This window comes from Pantoea sp. CFCC18177, from assembly GCF_059412425.1.
On the sequence record NZ_JBNBPL010000001.1, the window covers coordinates 166,344 to 184,768 of the forward strand.

The following is an 18,425-nucleotide window of genomic DNA, read 5'->3' on the forward strand; positions in this document are numbered from 1 at the left end:
CGACAAGCGATTTGTTGTCATAATAGCCATGATTAAAAATCATAGCTTGAGGCCGCCATGTCCCGTTCTGCTCTACCGCTAAATGCCATCCATGCATTTTTGGTGACCGCACGCCATCTCAATCTGACGCGTGCGGCCATTGAGCTGTGCATCACCCAGGGTGCAGTGAGCCGCAAAATCGCCACGCTGGAGAGTTGGCTGGGATTTGCTCTGTTTGAGCGCCATGCGCGTGGGCTGCATCTCACAGCACAAGGTGCAGCCTTGCTGCCAGAGCTGCAACAAGGTTACGCGATGCTGCTCAGTGCCACGGAAAAAGCCAGCCGTAGCAACGCCTCAATACGATTAAAAGCCCCCACCTGCGCGATGCGTTGGTTAGTGCCACGTCTGGTGGCACTGGAACAGCAGCGCCCTGAGGTTCATGTGGCACTCACCACCACGCTGGATCATGCCTCGCTGCTGGAGAACTATGACGCCGCAATTGTGTTTGGCGCCCCACCGGCGGGGTCAATCCGCCTGTTTGATGAGCAGCTGACACCCGTGCTGGGCAGCCACATTTCCCCTCCGGGTAGCATCAGCGATCTGGCTAAGTTCACCTTTTTACATCCCACCAATGATATGCGTGACTGGCAGCTGTGGTTTGCTAAGCAAAACGTGCATCTGCCCATGTCGCGTAACCAGCATTTCGCCACCATGGATTTGGCAATCAGTGCAGCAATGCAAGGGTTTGGCGTGACGGTGGCAGATGTGACGTTAGTGCAAAATGATTTAGCCAATGGTCGGCTAATTGCCCCGTTTGCGGATTGTGTCGCAACCGGGGCCGCCTATAGCTTGTTACAGCGTTCGGAAGAGGATGCGCCACCGTTCCTGCCGGAACTGGTGGCGTGGCTATGTCAGTCTCAGAATGAGACCCAATCGTCGGCACTGGCCGATTTAGGCTGAACGGCGGTGGCAGGAGCCAGCACGGGACGGCGCAGTTCGCTGTGTTTAGATGCTGAAGCTACCTGACTCACCGGTGTGCTATCGGATAAGCGGAATTTCGCCACCGATGCCTGCAGCTCTTGCGTCTGACGCTCCAGGGCGCTGGCCGCAGCGGAAACTTCCTCAACTAATGACGCATTTTGCTGGGTGACGCTGTCCATCTCGGTCACCGCGGTGCCCACTTGTGAGATGCCCTTGCTCTGCTCTTCGGATGCCGAGGCAATGTGCTTCATGATCTCATTGACGTCCTGAACCGATTTGAGAATCTGGCTCATGGTCGTGCCTGCGCTGCTCACCAGTTCGGAACCTTTGCCTACACGCTGCACTGAATCCTCGATAAGCGTGGCGATCTCTTTAGCGGCGTTGGCACTGCGCTGTGCAAGGTTACGCACTTCACTCGCCACCACCGCAAAACCACGCCCTTGCTCACCCGCGCGTGCGGCTTCTACCGCGGCGTTCAGCGCCAGAATATTGGTCTGGAAGGCAATACTATTGATGACGTTGGTGATCTCAGCAATTTTCTTCGAACTACCAGAGATGCCTTCCATGGTGGTCACGACTTCACCCACCAAATGACCGCCCTGCTGCGCCGTGCTGGTGGCTGTTTCGGCCAGAACACTGGCCTGACGCGCGTTGTCGGCGTTGAACTTCACGGTGGCGGTTAACTGCTCCATGCTGGCAGCCGTCTGCTCCAGTGCCGCTGCCTGCTCTTCAGTGCGCGAAGAGAGGTCATTATTGCCCGATGAAATCTCTGCCGCACCGCGGTAGATATTTTCCGTGCCGCTGCGAATCGCACTCACGGCGTCGCGCAGACTGTCCTGCATAGCACGTAGCAGCGGCACCAGCTTACCCACACAGTTACGGCCAAAATCCTCAATTGGCTGGCTCAAATCCCCTTGGGCGATCACCGTAAAGTGATTGCGCACACGCTCCAGCGGTTTTACCAGCATCGCCACCAGGTAGCGATCGGTGAACAGCAGAATCACCAGACCAAACACCACCGCGACCAGAATGATCATCTTGGTCATGTTAGTGAGTTTATCGACATTGACGCGGGTTTCATCCAGCTTGCTGCCTGCCGCTTTGTTGAATGCATCAGCACTGGTACCAAATGCGCGGCTCAACGCTGGCGTCACGTTATTTGCCTGTGCCCGATAGGCTTCCACTGTGCCCTGTTGTGCTAACGAAACCTGCGGTGCAATGCCCTCGTCCAACAGTTTTTGCCAGTTAGCAATCACGCTGTTGGCGGTTTCGCTGTCCATTGGACCGGGCGCCATGGTTTTAAATTGCGCGAGCTGATCTTTCATATTGTCCAGCGCTTGCTGTACCGGTGCGAAGGCTTCGGCGGTAACGACAGCGCCCGCTGCGCGCCCCTCCATCACACGTGACAAACGTGTGACTACGCGGAAATATTGATCGTTTCCTTTGCTCAGTACCGTCATCTGATTGACTAACTCACGGTCAATCTCATTCCCATCGCCGAGGGCATTAAGCGAGTGAACGCTGAATAACCCAACTGCACACCACAACAGGCAGAACAAACCCAGAATGGTCAGCATCACGGCGCGAATAGTGAAGTTTTTTAAGATACCCATACATAATCCCTTGGTGTGAAACGCGAAGGAGGCCCGATAAAATAGGGCATATTGCGTTTATCGGCATCGGTTAGGGAAAATGTAACGGTTTAATAAGCTAATTAATTGCTGGCTGCTTAAGGCGGATAAAACTGGCTATCAATATTAATCAGTGGGTTAGCGGAAAATTTGCCTTAAAAAATCATTTGCGCAATTTCACTATTAGCGCACTTATCAAAGTTTGACGTGGTTGCGCATCATCATGCGGAACAGCCGCAGGCGTCCTCGCATAAATTTCGCCTTTAATACTGACTGAGGCTGACCGTCGTGACCAAAAGCTAAAGTCAGGTCTGCATGCGGTCGCCAAACCGGCCAGGCTAACTCCCCCCGGAGTTCCGAGCTAAACTCCGTGGCATCACGCGCAAAAGTGACCCAAAACGCGCTGACCTTTCGCGCGAAAGCTTGATCCGTCTCGGTGTAAGCCTGCGCTACCGGCGGTGTCAGCGTGCAAAGCGTATTGAACACATAAGGAATTTCATTGCCGTGCCAGGTGCCGTGTGGATAGAGATCGCGCGCATTCTCTGAGACATAGTCGAACCAGTAACGCCAGGCCGGCATTCCAATATCGTGTTGAGATTGCGCGACCAGCAATGGCATCACCGTGAAGGCCATGTCCCGCGCTACCGAGCGGCCTAATAACGTATCGTCATGAATATCGTATAACCATTTCATCAGGCTATAACTAAAACGGTTTTTCTTACGCATCTGCTGCAACACCTGCGCGGCATCAACACCAAAATAGTCCAACACGCTGGCTTCATCACTGTTGCTACCCACCATCAGCGGCACGCGATGCTGTTTGCCTGCCATAAAAGTGTCCAGCATCGGTTTAGGCAATACCGTATCACCACTGATTGCCACCGGTCCTAATCCCAGCGATCGCTGCAACGACCAAAACTGGTCGGCAGGTAATTCACGCAATTGCGCTGCAGTGGCCTGTTCGGGCAAACCAAAGTGTGCCGCGACCTGCTTACCAATCTGCTGCGCTTTTTTACGTGGCACATCCGGCAAGCTATAAGCACTCTGCACAATCCCTTTGTGAAACAGCCCTTCTGCCAAGGGTGAACAACACAGCGACAGCACGCTGCGCGCCCCCGAAGACTCGCCGAACAGCGTGATATTATGGCGATCGCCGCCAAATGCCGGAATATTACGCTGAACCCACTGCAATGCCGCGATTTGGTCTAACAGGGCGAAATTATTGACTACCGATTTGGCCTGATATTCGGCATCCAGCGCAGGATGCGCAAAGAAACCGAAATGGCCCAAACGATAATTGAGCGTCACCACAATCACGCCCTGCGCTGCCAGGGCTTTACCACGGTAGGGATCGAGGCTGCCAGCGCCGATGGTAAAGCCGCCGCCATGCAGCCAAACCATCACTGGCATCGGGTGCGAAGGCTCGACGTCCGGCGTCCAGATATTAAGGTAAAGGCAGTCCTCACTAAAACAGCCCGGATCACCACCGCCAACGGCCACACAATAGTCACGATTCTGCCAACTGGCATTGCCCCACTCGGTGGCATCACGCACCGTTTTCCAGGGGGCGACCGGCTGCGGTGGACGCCAGCGTAATTCGCCTACCGGTGCGGCGGCGTAAGGTATTCCCTTGAAGACAAAGAGATCATCATCAATCAGGCCTCTGAGTTCGCCCTCTGCGGTCATAATCCTCAGACGTCGTTCGTTTTTCATCTCGGGTTCCCGGATAATGCGTAGTTCCATTATTTGCAGGCCTTGCACGAATGTCCATGTTCCGAAAGCATTTGCAGATTAAGCCGAAGCAGCATTCGATCCACTGAACAACACCATCAAATTTTTTGGCTAACCCTGGCATGGCAATTTGTTCTAGAGTTTTAAGTTAACCTGGCGAGACGGAGAAGCGCGATGTTCGGTGGAATCAATCAGATGTTCAACCGGATGAGTGATCACCCGGATTTCGGTAAACTGCTGTTACGTCTCACATTTGGCGGCCTGCTACTGTTTCATGGCGAATTCAAAGTGATGCATGGCGTCGACTGGATAGCCCATTTGCTGGCCGTAAAAGGTATGCCAGGTTTCATCGCTTACGGTGCTTACATCGGGGAAATAGTGGCACCTGTGATGGTGATCATCGGTTTAATGACGCGCCCAGCGGCCTTCATTATTGCGGTGAATATGATTGTCGCGACCTTACTGGTAAAAATGGGCGCCATCTGGCATCGCACGGATGTGGGTGCCTGGTCTCTGGAAACAGAAGCCCTTTATTTGCTTGGCGCGCTTGCCATCATGTTTTTGGGTGCCGGGAAGTACACGCTGGTGCGTGATTCGCGCCTGCAATAAATAATAGAAGAAAAAATAGCCGGTCCGATGGAGGGGATTGCCCCTCCACAGGCCGGCTTTCTCAAGCTTAGACAATGCCGCAACGCGCCAGACTGCGCTGTTGCATCTGCTGATAGAGCGCCATTTCGTCTTGCACCTTTGCACCCAAGGCGGCTTCAAAATCCGCGCGACTGGCATTTCCGGCGCTACGCGCCTGCACTTCATCACCCAGATTAGACTGGAAAATGCCCGCTGCACTCACTGGCAGAAAATCTTCATAGATAATTGGCTCGGCCTGCAACCGCCCCTCAGCGAGCAACTGCGCCACGCTTTCACCCGGCTGTGGACGCTGATGTTCCCCTTTATCGGTTAAACGGTAGCGGAACCATGCCAGCTCCTGCTCCCGCAGCGAGTCCTCAACATCGGGAAAGTCACGAAATACGGCACTGAGATGCTGCTGATGATGCTGGTTGTCGCGGCCGGTTCCCGCTTCCGCCAACAGACGGTCATAGAGTGCACGGCCTTTCGGCGTCAATGCGGCACCGCGCTGCTCAATCTCACCAAAGCGCGCGGTGTGGGTACCCGGCGATCCATCGTTAAAATGCACTGCCTCTTCCAGCGCTTTAAAGCTGGTTTGACGGAGCAAAATCGGCACCTGCCGTTGAGGTGGCCCCTCAATCAGCGTTTTCGGATCAATACCGCGTGAGGGCATCAGCGCTTGCACGCGGTCAATATCAAGGGTGCGCGGTGTGAGATGGTTAATGTGACAGCCCTGGAAGCACACAACATCAGCCACCAGACGATGCTGCTGAGACAAGGCGTGGTAAGTGTTACTGTCCACCGTGGTATGGGCATGCCAGCGGAAGGTTTCCAGTGCCTCTTTGACGAAACGGGCCGCATCAGCGGCATCTAATCCACCCTGTTGCTGATGCCGGGCAATTAACGCTCGACACTCTGCAGTGAAAATATCCCGCGCCGCTAAAATCGCAGCGGCCTGTTCGCGCAATGCCGGATCATCAATCAATTCCAGTCGCAGCAAGGAGGTAAAGACGCGGAAGGGATTACGCCGCAGCGCACTGTCGCTGACAGGACGAAAAGCCGTAGAGTGAACCGGCACACCCGCCTGGGACAGATCGTAATACCCCACCGGTTCCATACCCATTACAGCAAACATCTGCCGTAGCATACTGAGTTCAGCAGCCGTTCCCACACGAATCGCACCATGGCGTTCAACGCTTAGACGGGTCAGTTCATCGGCGGCTGCCAGGCGGTTTTTTAAGGCGGGATTGGCTTCCAGCGTGCGTTCATTCACGGCGGTGACCAGTTGCGTCAGCGTGCCATACTGAGGCACTTCTTGCTGATACATACTGGACATGGCCTGGGAGAACAGCGTGCGAATGGCATCGCTGGTGAGAAAGTTTTCCATGGTCATCACCTCGGGCTAAAGGATTGTTGCTAATGTAGATCAACCCTTTAACGCCGTGGGAGAATTTCGTCGAACTGTGATCGCCCTGTCACTCAAGCCGCTCGGCCTGGTCACCAAAACGACACTTCAACGCCAGCATGATGGTGGTCAAAACGGCCGGGATTGCCAGCAACAGGAAAATCTGGCTGAAGGACCAGCCGAGAGAAAGCAACTCTGCGCCTACAAACGCGCTCATAATTGCCCCCACGCGCCCAACGCCGTGCATCCAACTGGACCCGGTGGCACGTGCATGCGTAGGATAATAGCTGGCGGATAAGGCATTCATGCCGGTATTGGCCCCGTTGAAACAGAAGCCACTGAAGAAGGCAATCGCGCTCATTAAGCCCACCTCAGCCGGTGAGAAGCCCAGCGCGACTATCGCAATACCCCCACAGAAATAGATCACTGCCAGAGCGATATTGGCATTGATGCGGTCCATCAGCCAACCGGCAAACAGCGAACCCACGGTACCGCCCGCCTGATACATGGCGGTGACAATAGCCGCTTCCGTGACGGACATGCCCAAAGTATTAATGAGTGATGGCATCCAACTGCCGATCAGATACACCAGGAACAAGCCCATAAAGTAGCCGCCCCACAGCATCAGGCTGCCAAACAAGTAGCGCGATGACACCACCGTGGCCACCGCACCTCGACGCACGGCGACATGTTCACTGGATTGATAATGGCTTTCAGGCTGGACCGCGCCAGGCAACATACGTTCAAGAATGGCGTGGATGCGTGCAGCAGGCGCACGGCGACTGATGAGAAACCGCACCGACTCAGGTAAACCGCGCAACAAGAATGGCAGCACAACCAAGGGCAACACGCCGCCCATCAGCATCACCGAATGCCAGTCATAGCGAGGTAGCAACCAGGAGGCGGCAAATCCACCGGAGGCAGCACCAAAGGTAAAGCCACAAAACACCACGGTAATGATGAAAGAGCGGCGGCGCTCAGGTGCATATTCCGCCACCAGCGTCCCGACATTCGGCATCGCCGCGCCCAGCCCCAGGCCGGTAAGAAAACGGAACAGCATCATCTGTTCCACGTTTTGCGCCATGGCAGTTGCCAGCGTCCACAAACCAAAGAAGCCGACGCTGAGTAATATCATGACCCGACGACCATAGCGATCGGCTAAGGGCCCGGCGACCATTGCGCCTAACGCCAGCCCGATCAGCGCTGCACTGATCACCATGCCGAGTTGATGGTTGGTTACGCCCCAACTGACTTTCAATGTCGGGGCAATAAAGCCCATCAGCGCAATGTCCATACCATCCAATGCCACAACGATGAAGCACAGTGCAATCAGGCGCTTTTGCCAGCGACTGAGCGCACTCTGATTAATGAGCTGGCGAACATCTACGGCTTCAACGCTGGTCACGGATTAACTCCTGCACTTTCATCGTCTGTACCCGTCATACTTCGAACCGCAGTTGCGTTGGCTGCGCGTGCTCACCCTACTCACTTAAGATGTAAGCAACCGGGGATTCACCCACTTGCCGCGTGATTCGGCCTGCGGGCCAGCGCAAGCGCTTTTGTGCTGAAATTCGAATTATTTAGGGTATATCATCAGTTTTGGTAAAAAAAACGGCGCTAATGATAGCTCATCGTTAACAATAACGGGCAGGATTTTTGAGTGTAACTGAGAATTATTCAAATTTTGCGAGATTAAGCAGTTGATATTACAACAGGTGATAGTTTTGCCCTGAAATGCGTTTTCAATTTATCAAATGATTACAATGCGTTAGTCAAACCGGTACGGATTGCCGATTTTGTTAATATAATTTTGCAGTGAAGTTAACATAATTCCCCTTTTTCAGTTGCCGCCACCCGCTAAAACTCATTATGTTGAGGGTTATGGACAAAAATATCCTTTTCAATCAGCGCATTCGCTTGCGCCATTTACACACCTTTGTGGCTGTCGCACAACAAGGGACCTTGGGGCGCGCGGCTGAAACCCTGAATCTCAGCCAACCTGCGCTTTCCAAAACGCTCAACGAGCTGGAAGAGCTGGCAGGAGCACGGCTGTTTGAACGCGGTCGCCTCGGCGCGCAACTCACCACGCTGGGCGAGCAATTTCTGGTCCATGCGGTGAAAGTGCTGGATGCACTCAATCATGCGGGCCAAAGTTTCAACGCCCCTCAGCCCGGTCGTCCTGTGGTGATCCGCTTGGGTGCCCTGACCACCGCGGCGATGGGGATGCTGCCGCAGATTCTTGACCGGTTCCATGAGCAACAGCCCAATACCACAGTGCAGGTTGCAACCTTGCACAACAACGTGCTGCTGGCGGGTCTGCGTGCCGGAGAATTTGATATCGGCATCGGTCGTATGGCGGACAGTGAAATGATGGCAGGACTCACTTATGAGTTGCTGTTCCTGGAGTCACTTAAGCTGGTTGTACGACCTGAACACCCTCTTTTAAGTGACAACGTCACGCTGTCGCGCGCCATGCAATGGCCGGTGGTGATTTCGCCAGAAGGCACCGCGCCGCGCCGTATCGCGCAGCATATGCTGGACGAACAGGGTTGTTCTCTTCCCGCCAACTGCGTGGAAACGTCATCGACTTCCCTCGCCCGTCAACTGGCACTGCGCTATGACTATGTATGGTTTGTGCCTTCTGGTGCCATTAAAGAAGATTTGAGCCATCAGGCCGTCGCGGCACTTCCGATTAACTCACCGGGACCGGGAGAACCGGTCGGGATCATTACGCGAAGCGCGAGTAGCCTTAGCCTCAGTGCCGAAGTGCTGATGGCGACCATTCGTAAATTCCACACCTGACTAACGGCTGCGCTTGGCGTGGCGCTCACGGTTATCCTGGCGTGCCTGTTCGGTTTTACGTAAGCCGACGTAGAGTGCGCCACCACCACCATGCTGCGGCTGAGCGATGCAAAAACTTTGCACCTCTTCGAATTCAGGTAGCCAGCGCGCCAGATAGCTACGCACGATATTGGCATGTGATTCATCGTCACGGCCTTTGCCATGGATAATCAGCAGATTACGCAACCCTTGTTTCTGAGCTTGTCGCATAAAACTAAACAACGACTGACGGCAAGTTTCCACTGGCTGCCGCAGCAGATTCAGACTGGCATCCAGCGGGTATTTCCCCTGTCGCATTTTATCCAGTACGCCCTGCTGAACCCCTTCTGTTTTATATTCCAGCGGCGTCGTCAGTGGAATAATGTCGAGAAAGCCTCGGGTCAGGAAATTTTCATCTTCATCACTCAATTGCGCAGCGCGCGGTTCTTTGGTCGAGGGTGCGCGCAGCCATTGGGTGTTAGCGCAATCTTTCAGTGGTGTCACATCGCCCATGGCATCCCGGAAAAGGTCTTCATCGTCAAGGTTCATGGTTTCGTCTCACGCCTGGTGGTTTGCTGAACGCAACATGCCGCTCAAAAGCAAAATAGTAGCAAAGGATTTTTAGCATCACATCTGTCACGTTTTGTCTGATGACAAGCTGTGAACAGATGTAAACATGGAAAGAAAACGTGCCAGATCAATAAATGCGTTGGCATCCAGGTTGCGTAAATGCAGGAATACCCGCCTTTAGTGGGGTTTTTAGGATTATTACTGCTCGGATGAGTTCCCTTAACCAATAAAAATGTTAAAATTGACGGCAGTCAATAATCACCGAGCGAACCTATATGATCCAGGAAAAACGCAGCATTCGACGTATTCAGTCAGGCGGTTGTGCCATCCATTGTCAGGATTGCAGCATTAGCCAATTGTGTATTCCCTTCACGCTGAACGAACACGAACTTGATCAGCTGGATAATATCATCGAACGCAAAAAGCCGATTCAGAAAGGCCAGACGCTGTTCAAAGCCGGTGATGAACTGAAATCGCTTTACGCTATCCGCTCCGGAACCATTAAAAGCTACACCATTACTGAACAGGGTGACGAACAAATTACTGGTTTCCATCTTGCCGGAGATCTGGTCGGCTTTGATGCCATTGTCGGCGCGCATCACCCCAGCTTCGCCCAAGCGCTTGAAACGGCTATGGTGTGTGAAATTCCTTTTGAAACCCTCGACGACCTTTCCGGTAAAATGCCCGCACTGCGCCAGCAGATGATGCGTCTGATGAGTGGCGAGATTAAAGGCGATCAGGACATGATCCTGTTGCTATCGAAAAAGAATGCGGAAGAGCGCCTGGCTGCTTTTGTCTGGAACCTGTCGCGCCGTTTCGGTCAGCGTGGTTTCTCACAGCGTGAGTTCCGTTTGACCATGACACGCGGCGACATTGGTAACTATCTGGGACTAACGGTAGAAACCATCAGCCGTTTGCTGGGCCGCTTCCAGAAAAGCGGTATGCTGGCAGTAAAAGGCAAATACATCACCATTGAAAATCATGCATTGTTAGCAGAACTGGCTGGACAGACTGAACAAGCCGCCTGATTCTGTGCCGGGTCGATAAATGTTATTTTATTGATCCGGCAACAACTTTTCCCCTTCTGCCCTGCGCCAACTTAGGCTATCTTTAATCCAACTTGCTTTGGTTTGAGGAGATTGCCTTATGTCCCGGTACCAAAATATTCTGGTTGTGATTGACGCCCAGCAGGATGACCAACCCGCGCTGCGCCGTGCGGTGTATCTCAATCAACGTATCGGCGGAAAAATCAAAGCTTTCCTGCCTATCTACGACTTTTCCTATGAAATGACCACCTTGTTGTCGCCTGATGAGCGGTCCAACATGCGTAAAGGGGTGATCAGCCAACGTACCGAGTGGATTCGCCAACAGGCCCATGCCTATCTGGATGCTGGCGTTGACATCGAAATCGCCGTGGTGTGGCACAACCGACCTTACGAAGCGATTATTCAGGAAGTGATGGCGCATCAGCATGACTTAGTGCTGAAAATGGCCCACCAGCATGATCGCTTGGAAGCGGTGATTTTTACCCCTACCGACTGGCATCTGTTGCGTAAATGCCCTTGCCCAGTGTGGATGGTAAAAGATCAGCCCTGGCCGGAAGGCGGTAAAGCAGTGGTGGCGGTCAATTTGGCGAGCGAAGAACCCCATCATGATGAGCTTAATCAGAAATTGATCCGCGAAACCGCGCTGTTGGCCGACATGGTCAACCACACGGAAGTTCACCTGGTCGGCGCCTATCCGATCACCCCTATCAACATCGCTATCGAGTTGCCAGACTTCGACCCTAGCGTTTATAACGACGCGATCCGCGGCCAGCATCTGGTGGCCATGAAAGCCTTACGGCAGAAATTCTCCATCGGGGAAGAATTTACCCACGTGGCGAAAGGTTTACCCGAGGAAGTCATTCCGGATATCGCTTCACATCTGGAGGCCGGGATTGTGGTGCTGGGCACCATTGGGCGTACCGGCTTATCCGCAGCGTTTTTGGGAAATACCGCGGAACAGGTGATTGACCACCTGCGCTGTGATTTGTTGGCGATCAAACCTGACGATTTTAAATCGCCGATTGATTACGACGACGAAGAAGACGAAGACGATTAAAACAACAAGGGCGACCCTCGGGTCGCCCTTCTTCTTACTACTCGGTTTACAACGCGCGCAAAATACCTTCTACGCTGGCTTTGGCATCGCCAAACAGCATCTGGGTATTGTCTTTGAAGAACAGTGGATTCTGCACACCCGCGTAGCCGGTGTTCATCGAGCGCTTGAACACAATCACGTTCTGCGCTTTCCACACTTCCAGCACCGGCATGCCCGCGATAGGACTACGCGGATCTTCCTGCGCTGCCGGGTTAACAGTGTCATTGGCACCGATGACCAGTACGGTGTCGGTGTCGCTGAAGTCATCGTTAATCTCGTCCATTTCCAGCACCACGTCATATGGTACCTTCGCTTCCGCCAACAACACGTTCATGTGGCCTGGCAAACGACCGGCAACCGGGTGGATACCGAAACGCACTTTGATTCCGCGCGCACGCAGTTTATCGGTGATTTCCGCCACCGGATACTGTGCCTGCGCCACCGCCATGCCGTAGCCAGGGGTGATGATCACCGATGAAGAGCCTTTCAGCAGCTCTGCGGTCTCTTCGGCCGTGATTTCACGATGCTCACCCTCTTCTTCGCTTTCCCCACCGACACTCACGTCCGTGCCAAAACCGCCGGCAATCACGCTAATGAACGAGCGGTTCATCGCTTTACACATAATGTAAGAGAGGATGGCACCGGAAGAACCGACCAGCGCACCGGTCACGATCAGCAGGTCGTTGCTCAACATGAAACCTGCAGCCGCTGCGGCCCAACCGGAGTAGGAGTTCAGCATTGAGACCACCACGGGCATATCCGCACCGCCAATCGAGGCCACCAAATGCCAACCGAACACCAGCGCAATCACGGTCATCAACAGCACCGCAACCACTTGCGAAGCGGTGCTGTCCGTCTGAACAAACCACAGCATCAGCAGGAAGGAAACCACCAGCGCCGCCAGATTCATTTTATGGCGATGCGGCAGCATCAACGCTTTTGAGGAGATCTTGCCGCGCAGTTTGCCAAATGCCACCAGGGAACCAGTGAAGGTTACTGCACCAATAAAGATGCCGAGGAACACTTCCGTCAGATGGATATTCTCCATCACCGGTGCCAGACCCGGTGCATGGTCCAGGTAGCTGTTGAAGCCCACCAGTACCGCAGCCAGACCCACGAAGCTGTGCAGAATCGCCACCAGCTCTGGCATTTCTGTCATTTCGACTTTCTTCGCCAGACGCACGCCTATTGCACCACCGATCACCATCGCCAAGAGGATCCACGCAACGTTACCGCTGTTAGGACCGAAGATGGTGGCCAGCAGGGCAATCGCCATGCCGCTCATACCAAAAATATTACCCTGCTTGGAGGTCTCATGCTTTGAGAGACCCGCAAGGCTGAAAATAAACAGAATTGCGGCAACAATGTATGCTGCAGTCACTAATCCGCCAGACATATTGTTACCCCTTAATTCTTACGAAACATTTTCAGCATGCGCTGGGTGACGGTGAAACCACCGAAGATATTGATGCTGGCAATCAGTACGGCAACGAAAGCCAGGAACGTCACCCAGCCACCGTGACCCATCTGCAATACCGCACCCACGACAATGATGCCGGATATGGCGTTAGTGACAGACATCAGCGGGGTATGCAAAGCATGACTGACGTTCCAGACCACGTAATAACCGACTACGCAGGCGAGCGCAAAGACGGTGAAGTGAGACAGGAACTCTGCCGGTGCCACGTTGGCCAGACAGGCGAACAGCACAATCGCCAAGGCCAGCAGCAAATACTTGCGCCAAGGCGAAACCGGTTTAGCTTCCAATTTAGCTTTCGGCTCAACGGCGGCTTGCGCAGCTTTAGGTGCGGCTGAAACCTGAATTGGCGGTGCAGGCCAGGTCACTTCGCCTTCGCGGACTACAGTGACGCCACGGACCACGACGTCTTCGAAGTCGACGGTGATTTCGCCGTTCTTCTCTTTACACAGCAGTTTCAGCAGGTTGACCAGGTTGGTGCCATACAGCTGAGAAGACTGCGTCGCCAGACGGCTTGGCAGATCGGTATAACCAATGATCTTCACGCCGTTGCTGGTCAGGGTAACCTGATCGGCGACGGTGAGATCACAGTTACCACCGGTGGCAGCCGCTAAATCGACGATCACACTGCCAGGCTTCATGCTGGCAACCATTTCTGCAGTGATCAGTTTCGGGGCCGGTTTACCAGGAATCAGGGCGGTAGTCACGATGATGTCGACTTCTTTCGCCTGGGCGGCAAACAGTTCCATCTCTGCCTTAATAAAGGCTTCGGACATCACTTTTGCATAGCCATCGCCACTACCGGCTTCTTCTTCGAAGTCCAGCTCCAGGAACTCGGCGCCCATACTCTGCACCTGCTCTTTAACTTCTGGACGGGTGTCGAAGGCACGGACAATCGCCCCCAGGCTCCCTGCTGCACCGATAGCAGCCAGACCCGCAACGCCCGCACCGATGATCATCACTTTCGCTGGCGGCACTTTGCCTGCTGCGGTGATTTGTCCGGTGAAGAAGCGTCCGAACTCGTGAGCAGCTTCGACGATCGCACGATAACCGGCGATATTCGCCATGGAACTCAGTGCATCCAGAGCCTGCGCGCGTGAAATACGCGGCACAGAATCCATCGCCATCACGGTGACCTGACGGGCAGCCAGTTTCTCCAGCAATGCCGGATTTTGTGCTGGCCAGATAAAACTCACCAGCGTGCTGCCGGCACGCGTCAGCTCAATTTCTTGATCATCAGGCGCGTTCACTTTTAACACAATGTCAGACTGCCAGACATCAGCGGTACTGCTGACAGTGGCACCAGCGGCGATAAAGCTTTCATCGTCGAAGCTGGCACGCATTCCCGCGCCCTGTTCGACAGTTACGCTGAATCCCAGCTTGATCAGTTGCTCAACGGTCTTAGGCGTCGCGGCGACGCGTGACTCGTTGGCTAACCTTTCTTTGGGTATCCCAATTAACATACTGTTTCCTTTCAACAATTAAAGGATGAGGTTCTGTAAGTGGCACAAGCCCATAAGGCTGAAACAGCGTTTCAGCTTTTTATGAGCAAAATGCGCAATGTAACAAAGTCTTTATAACCTACTGAAAATGTGAAAAGTGATCCACAGCGATAACGCACACTTATGACATTCACTCAAATATTCAGATGCAAAGATTGAATGCCACGTTTTGCCACTAGTTTTAAGACGTAATAAAAAATAATCTGCTGCGCAAAATCGTGTCATGTCGAATTAAGTGTTTTTAAAAACCTTTATTTAACAATACTTTAACCATTATGGCACTATGCGTTACCAGAATTAGTGGTAACCTGGTTAAAAAAAAGCCATAGCATAGGCAAATGACATGTCGATGAATAATTTGCGGTGATTGTCAATCTTATGCGCATAAATTGGCTGAGACAGGCTGATTATTACATGCAATAATCAGCGGCTAATCTGTTATACATCAAGAGTCCAGCACGTTTTCGTACTCATTTTGCGTAAGGCGAAGGATCATTTTTATGAAGCTGAAGAACACCATTCTGGCGTCCACCTTGTTATCTCTGCTGGCAGCAAATGCATTTGCTGCCAAAGAGTTGACGCCAGAACAAGCGGCCGCGTTGAAGCCATTCGAACGTATTAATATCAACGGCCGTTTTAATGCCATCGGTGATGCCACTGATGCCATCTCTAAAGCCGCCGATGAGAAAGGCGCTGACTCTTTCTATGTGCAAGGTATCAACGACACCAATGGCAACGGCGGCAACTGGCGTGTTACGGCAGACCTTTACAAAGCCAACGCACCCAAAGCGGACCAGTCAACAAAGTATCGTATGTTTAATGGCGTGAAGGAGTTACCAAAAGCAGAAGCGTATCGTTTAGAGCCATTCGATACCGTTTCCGTCAGTGGTTTCTTCTCCAGCCAGCCGGACGTAAATGAAGCTATTGCTAAACAAGCGAAAGATAAAGGCGCAGCCTCTTTCTTTATTGTGCGTCAGGTTGATGCAAACAACGGCGGCAACCAGTACGTGACTGCTTACGTCTATAAAGCTGATGCAGCTGAGCGTAAGGTACAGAGCGTCTCTGACTCTATCCCTGCCGATTCCGAGGCCGGTAAAGCAGCGCTGGCAGCAGGCGGCGCAGAAGCCAAAAAAGTCGCCATTCCAGGCGTGGCATCTTCCGATTCCCCAAGCCGCAGTGTAGGACGTTTCTTCGAAACCCAGAGTTCTACCGGTGAGCGCTATACTGTGAAGCTGGCTGATGGCCGCAGCGTGCAGGAAGTGAATGCCATCACTGCAGCGCAAATGCAGCCGTTTGATACCATTACTTTCTCAGATCATTTCGGTACACCGACAGAAATCTCTGAAGCTGTGGCTAAACGTGCCGCCGATAAGGGCGCGAAGTATTATCACGTCACCCGCCAGTGGTCGAATCAAAGCGGCGGTAACCTGACGGTGACTGCCGATCTGTTCAAGTAATACCGATGCAGGGCGGCAATTGTCGCCCTGCGTTTCTGTTTGCATAGTCTGTGCGCAAATTTGCATAATCCTGCATTGCCTTCCCCATTCGCTCTCCGTAAAATCCTTCGCCTGTTTTTAGGTTATTCCGTTTCAATCCCGGCTGATTGCCACGTTACTCTCCGGCGGAATAGTCACTACCCAGCATACTCTGCTGCTCAGGAATGGCGTTTTGGATAAAAAATTAGGTCTTGGTGCACTCACCGCGCTGGTACTCAGTTCAATGTTGGGCGCAGGGGTGTTTAGCCTGCCGCAAAATATGGCCGCCGTAGCGGGACCCGCCGCCTTGCTGATTGGTTGGTTGATTACGGGCGTGGGGATCATTTTTCTTGCGCTGGCCATGCTGTTGCTGACACGTCTGAAACCCGAGCTGGATGGCGGAATCTTTGCTTACGCACGCGCAGGTTTTGGCGAGCTAATGGGCTTTTGCTCCGCGTGGGGCTACTGGTTATGCGCGGTGATCGCGAACGTCTCCTATCTGGTCATCGTCTTCTCAGCACTGAGTTTCTTCACCGACACACCGGATCACGTAGTCTTGGGTGATGGCAATACCTGGCAAGCGATGCTGGGTGCCTCGGTGTTGCTGTGGTTGGTGCATTTCCTGGTATTGCGCGGCGTACAAACCGCAGCCAGCATTAATTTGCTGGCCACCTTGGGCAAACTGGTGCCGTTGCTGTTGTTTGTGGTGCTGGCGCTGTTGGCCTTCAACTACGATCGTTTCAGCGTGGATTTCAGTGGGCTGACGCTCGGGCAGCCGCTGTGGCAGCAGGTCAAACAAACCATGCTGATCACGCTTTGGGTCTTTATCGGCGTTGAAGGCGCCGTGGTGGTCTCTGCACGCGCGCGTTATAAGAAAGATGTTGGACGCGCTACCATGCTCGCAGTGATCGCAGCGCTGCTGGTTTATCTTCTGGTGACGCTACTGTCATTAGGTGTGGTACCGCGCGCTGAATTGGCACAGATGCGTAACCCTTCCATGGCAGGATTAATGCAGCAATTAATGGGGCATTGGGGTAATGCGGTGATCGCCGTAGGCTTGATCATTTCCGTGTGCGGTGCGTATCTGAGCTGGACCATTATGGCAGCCGAAGTGCCCTTCCTCGCCGCGCAGCAAGGCGCTTTTCCGCGTATTATTGCACGCCAGAACCGCCACAACTCGCCCGCCGCCTCATTATGGCTCACTAATGGCAGCGTGCAGCTGTGTCTGATCCTGATCGCCATCACCGGTGCCGACTACAACACCTTGCTGACCATTGCTTCAGAGATGATTCTGGTGCCCTATCTGCTGGTCGGGTTATATCTGATTAAAGTGGTGCGCGGGCAGAACAAACCGTTGGCGATGATCACCGGCATCGGTGCCAGCGCCTATGGGGTGTGGTTGCTGTATGCTTCTGGCCCGCTGCATCTGCTACTTTCCGTGGTGTTGTATGCGCCGGGATTACTGCTGTTCCTCTATGCGCGACGCGGCGGTCGCAGTGACAAGGTGTTATCACAACTGGAGCGCATTGCGATTGTCTTGCTGATGGCGGCTTCACTGCCTGCGGTATGGCAGCTCACGCAGTAATTAGTGGGGTTGTACCGGAATAGAAACACACAGCAGGTCATCCTGCTGTGTCAGATTGAGCGCTTTACGGTATTCCTGATGGATAGCGTCAAGCTGCTCCGCTGACAAAGGATAAGGTAACTGGATATCGAAACGACTGATGTGTTGCTGTTCAGCTAAGGTGATGAGTCGAGCGATGTTTATCTCGTCACTGACCTGGGTTGAAATGATTTGTAATGCTAATTCTTTGAGGTGATCGTCACTGGCCGCTAAGCCATGCGCAGATTTACGCGTCACCATGCCAAAGATGGGCATCACGCCGTAAATGGCATCGACAAAACTCCAGCGTTTTTTGCAGGAAGCGGAGAGAAAATCACTGTAATTGAAGCAGATGCGGTCACTGTATCCGGCTGAAGCCAGCTCTTTATCAGACACCCTCGCACTCCTCCTGGTTTTTATTGCGGTTCCGAACCTTGCGCTACAACGCGCCGCTAATAATGGCACATTTCCCTGGGAACATA

At 53.3% G+C, this 18,425-nt stretch carries 15 protein-coding genes; 7 read left to right on the forward strand and 8 right to left on the reverse strand.

The features are described from left to right. Positions 1–57: 57 nt before the first annotated feature. Entirely contained in the window at positions 58–939 is an 882-nt protein-coding gene (locus ACPUC8_RS00725) for a LysR substrate-binding domain-containing protein (protein ID WP_494925437.1), read from the forward strand. On the opposite strand, the gene ACPUC8_RS00730 is transcribed toward ACPUC8_RS00725, so the two are convergent. Next, positions 897–2,573: a methyl-accepting chemotaxis protein gene (locus tag ACPUC8_RS00730; protein ID WP_494925438.1), complete on the reverse strand. Its 1,677-nt coding sequence runs from the start codon at positions 2,571–2,573 to the stop codon at positions 897–899. The two genes, ACPUC8_RS00725 and ACPUC8_RS00730, sit on opposite strands and share 43 nt — an antisense overlap. Before the next feature lie 213 nt (positions 2,574–2,786). Then, positions 2,787–4,304 carry a carboxylesterase/lipase family protein gene (locus ACPUC8_RS00735; RefSeq protein ID WP_039334355.1) on the reverse strand — a complete coding sequence of 506 codons (1,518 nt, stop codon included), beginning with the start codon at positions 4,302–4,304 and terminating at the stop codon, positions 2,787–2,789. 192 nt (positions 4,305–4,496) lie between these two features. Between ACPUC8_RS00735 and ACPUC8_RS00740 the strand changes: the two genes are divergently transcribed. Continuing rightward, the gene (locus ACPUC8_RS00740) at positions 4,497–4,931 is read left to right on the forward strand and encodes a DoxX family protein (protein ID WP_039334353.1); all 435 of its coding nucleotides are present in this window, start codon (positions 4,497–4,499) and stop codon (positions 4,929–4,931) included. A 67-nt stretch (positions 4,932–4,998) separates the two neighbouring features. On the opposite strand, the gene hglS is transcribed toward ACPUC8_RS00740, so the two are convergent. Together hglS and ACPUC8_RS00750 are read right to left on the reverse strand one after the other, a co-directional pair. Further along, positions 4,999–6,336, reverse strand: a complete 1,338-nt coding sequence (hglS, locus tag ACPUC8_RS00745; RefSeq protein ID WP_494925439.1) for a 2-oxoadipate dioxygenase/decarboxylase HglS — start codon at positions 6,334–6,336, stop codon at positions 4,999–5,001. 88 nt (positions 6,337–6,424) lie between these two features. Then, positions 6,425–7,759: an MFS transporter gene (locus tag ACPUC8_RS00750; protein ID WP_039334349.1), complete on the reverse strand. Its 1,335-nt coding sequence runs from the start codon at positions 7,757–7,759 to the stop codon at positions 6,425–6,427. 476 nt (positions 7,760–8,235) lie between these two features. Between ACPUC8_RS00750 and ACPUC8_RS00755 the strand changes: the two genes are divergently transcribed. After that, the gene (locus ACPUC8_RS00755) at positions 8,236–9,156 is read left to right on the forward strand and encodes a LysR substrate-binding domain-containing protein (protein WP_039334347.1); all 921 of its coding nucleotides are present in this window, start codon (positions 8,236–8,238) and stop codon (positions 9,154–9,156) included. Here the strand turns inward: ACPUC8_RS00755 and smrA are convergent, their stop codons facing one another. Continuing rightward, entirely contained in the window at positions 9,157–9,723 is a 567-nt protein-coding gene (smrA, locus tag ACPUC8_RS00760; RefSeq protein ID WP_039334345.1) for a DNA endonuclease SmrA, read from the reverse strand. Between the two features lie 296 nt (positions 9,724–10,019). Here smrA and fnr point away from each other — a divergent pair, with 296 nt between their 5' ends. Both fnr and uspE read left to right on the forward strand, forming a co-directional pair. Then, positions 10,020–10,772 carry a fumarate/nitrate reduction transcriptional regulator Fnr gene (gene fnr, locus ACPUC8_RS00765; RefSeq protein WP_039334343.1) on the forward strand — a complete coding sequence of 251 codons (753 nt, stop codon included), beginning with the start codon at positions 10,020–10,022 and terminating at the stop codon, positions 10,770–10,772. 118 nt (positions 10,773–10,890) lie between these two features. Beyond that, positions 10,891–11,847: a universal stress protein UspE gene (gene uspE / locus ACPUC8_RS00770; RefSeq protein WP_039334341.1), complete on the forward strand. Its 957-nt coding sequence runs from the start codon at positions 10,891–10,893 to the stop codon at positions 11,845–11,847. A gap of 46 nt (positions 11,848–11,893) precedes the next feature. Here the strand turns inward: uspE and pntB are convergent, their stop codons facing one another. Together pntB and pntA are read right to left on the reverse strand one after the other, a co-directional pair. Then, positions 11,894–13,282, reverse strand: a complete 1,389-nt coding sequence (pntB, locus tag ACPUC8_RS00775; RefSeq protein ID WP_494925440.1) for a Re/Si-specific NAD(P)(+) transhydrogenase subunit beta — start codon at positions 13,280–13,282, stop codon at positions 11,894–11,896. An 11-nt stretch (positions 13,283–13,293) separates the two neighbouring features. Further along, the gene (gene pntA, locus ACPUC8_RS00780) at positions 13,294–14,826 is read right to left on the reverse strand and encodes a Re/Si-specific NAD(P)(+) transhydrogenase subunit alpha (protein ID WP_494925441.1); all 1,533 of its coding nucleotides are present in this window, start codon (positions 14,824–14,826) and stop codon (positions 13,294–13,296) included. A 539-nt stretch (positions 14,827–15,365) separates the two neighbouring features. Between pntA and ydgH the strand changes: the two genes are divergently transcribed. Together ydgH and ACPUC8_RS00790 are read left to right on the forward strand one after the other, a co-directional pair. After that, positions 15,366–16,322, forward strand: coding sequence for a DUF1471 family protein YdgH (gene ydgH / locus ACPUC8_RS00785; RefSeq protein ID WP_039334336.1), 957 nt, complete (start codon positions 15,366–15,368; stop codon positions 16,320–16,322). Between the two features lie 211 nt (positions 16,323–16,533). Next, positions 16,534–17,925: an amino acid permease gene (locus ACPUC8_RS00790; protein WP_494925442.1), complete on the forward strand. Its 1,392-nt coding sequence runs from the start codon at positions 16,534–16,536 to the stop codon at positions 17,923–17,925. Here ACPUC8_RS00790 and ACPUC8_RS00795 read toward each other — a convergent pair whose 3' ends face one another. Further along, entirely contained in the window at positions 17,926–18,339 is a 414-nt protein-coding gene (locus ACPUC8_RS00795; RefSeq protein ID WP_039334331.1) for a hypothetical protein, read from the reverse strand. Between the last annotated feature and the right edge of the window lie 86 nt (positions 18,340–18,425).

Coding starts and splice junctions, on each gene's coding strand:
- fnr (WP_039334343.1), top strand. CDS start 10,020: ATGATCCAGGAAAAACGCAGCATTCGACGTATTCAGTCAGGCGGTTGT.
- ydgH (WP_039334336.1), top strand. CDS start 15,366: ATGAAGCTGAAGAACACCATTCTGGCGTCCACCTTGTTATCTCTGCTG.
- uspE (WP_039334341.1), top strand. CDS start 10,891: ATGTCCCGGTACCAAAATATTCTGGTTGTGATTGACGCCCAGCAGGAT.
- ACPUC8_RS00725 (WP_494925437.1), top strand. CDS start 58: ATGTCCCGTTCTGCTCTACCGCTAAATGCCATCCATGCATTTTTGGTG.
- ACPUC8_RS00740 (WP_039334353.1), top strand. CDS start 4,497: ATGTTCGGTGGAATCAATCAGATGTTCAACCGGATGAGTGATCACCCG.
- ACPUC8_RS00755 (WP_039334347.1), top strand. CDS start 8,236: ATGGACAAAAATATCCTTTTCAATCAGCGCATTCGCTTGCGCCATTTA.
- hglS (WP_494925439.1), bottom strand. CDS start 6,336: ATGGAAAACTTTCTCACCAGCGATGCCATTCGCACGCTGTTCTCCCAG.
- pntB (WP_494925440.1), bottom strand. CDS start 13,282: ATGTCTGGCGGATTAGTGACTGCAGCATACATTGTTGCCGCAATTCTG.
- ACPUC8_RS00735 (WP_039334355.1), bottom strand. CDS start 4,304: ATGAAAAACGAACGACGTCTGAGGATTATGACCGCAGAGGGCGAACTC.
- pntA (WP_494925441.1), bottom strand. CDS start 14,826: ATGTTAATTGGGATACCCAAAGAAAGGTTAGCCAACGAGTCACGCGTC.
- smrA (WP_039334345.1), bottom strand. CDS start 9,723: ATGAACCTTGACGATGAAGACCTTTTCCGGGATGCCATGGGCGATGTG.
- ACPUC8_RS00730 (WP_494925438.1), bottom strand. CDS start 2,573: ATGGGTATCTTAAAAAACTTCACTATTCGCGCCGTGATGCTGACCATT.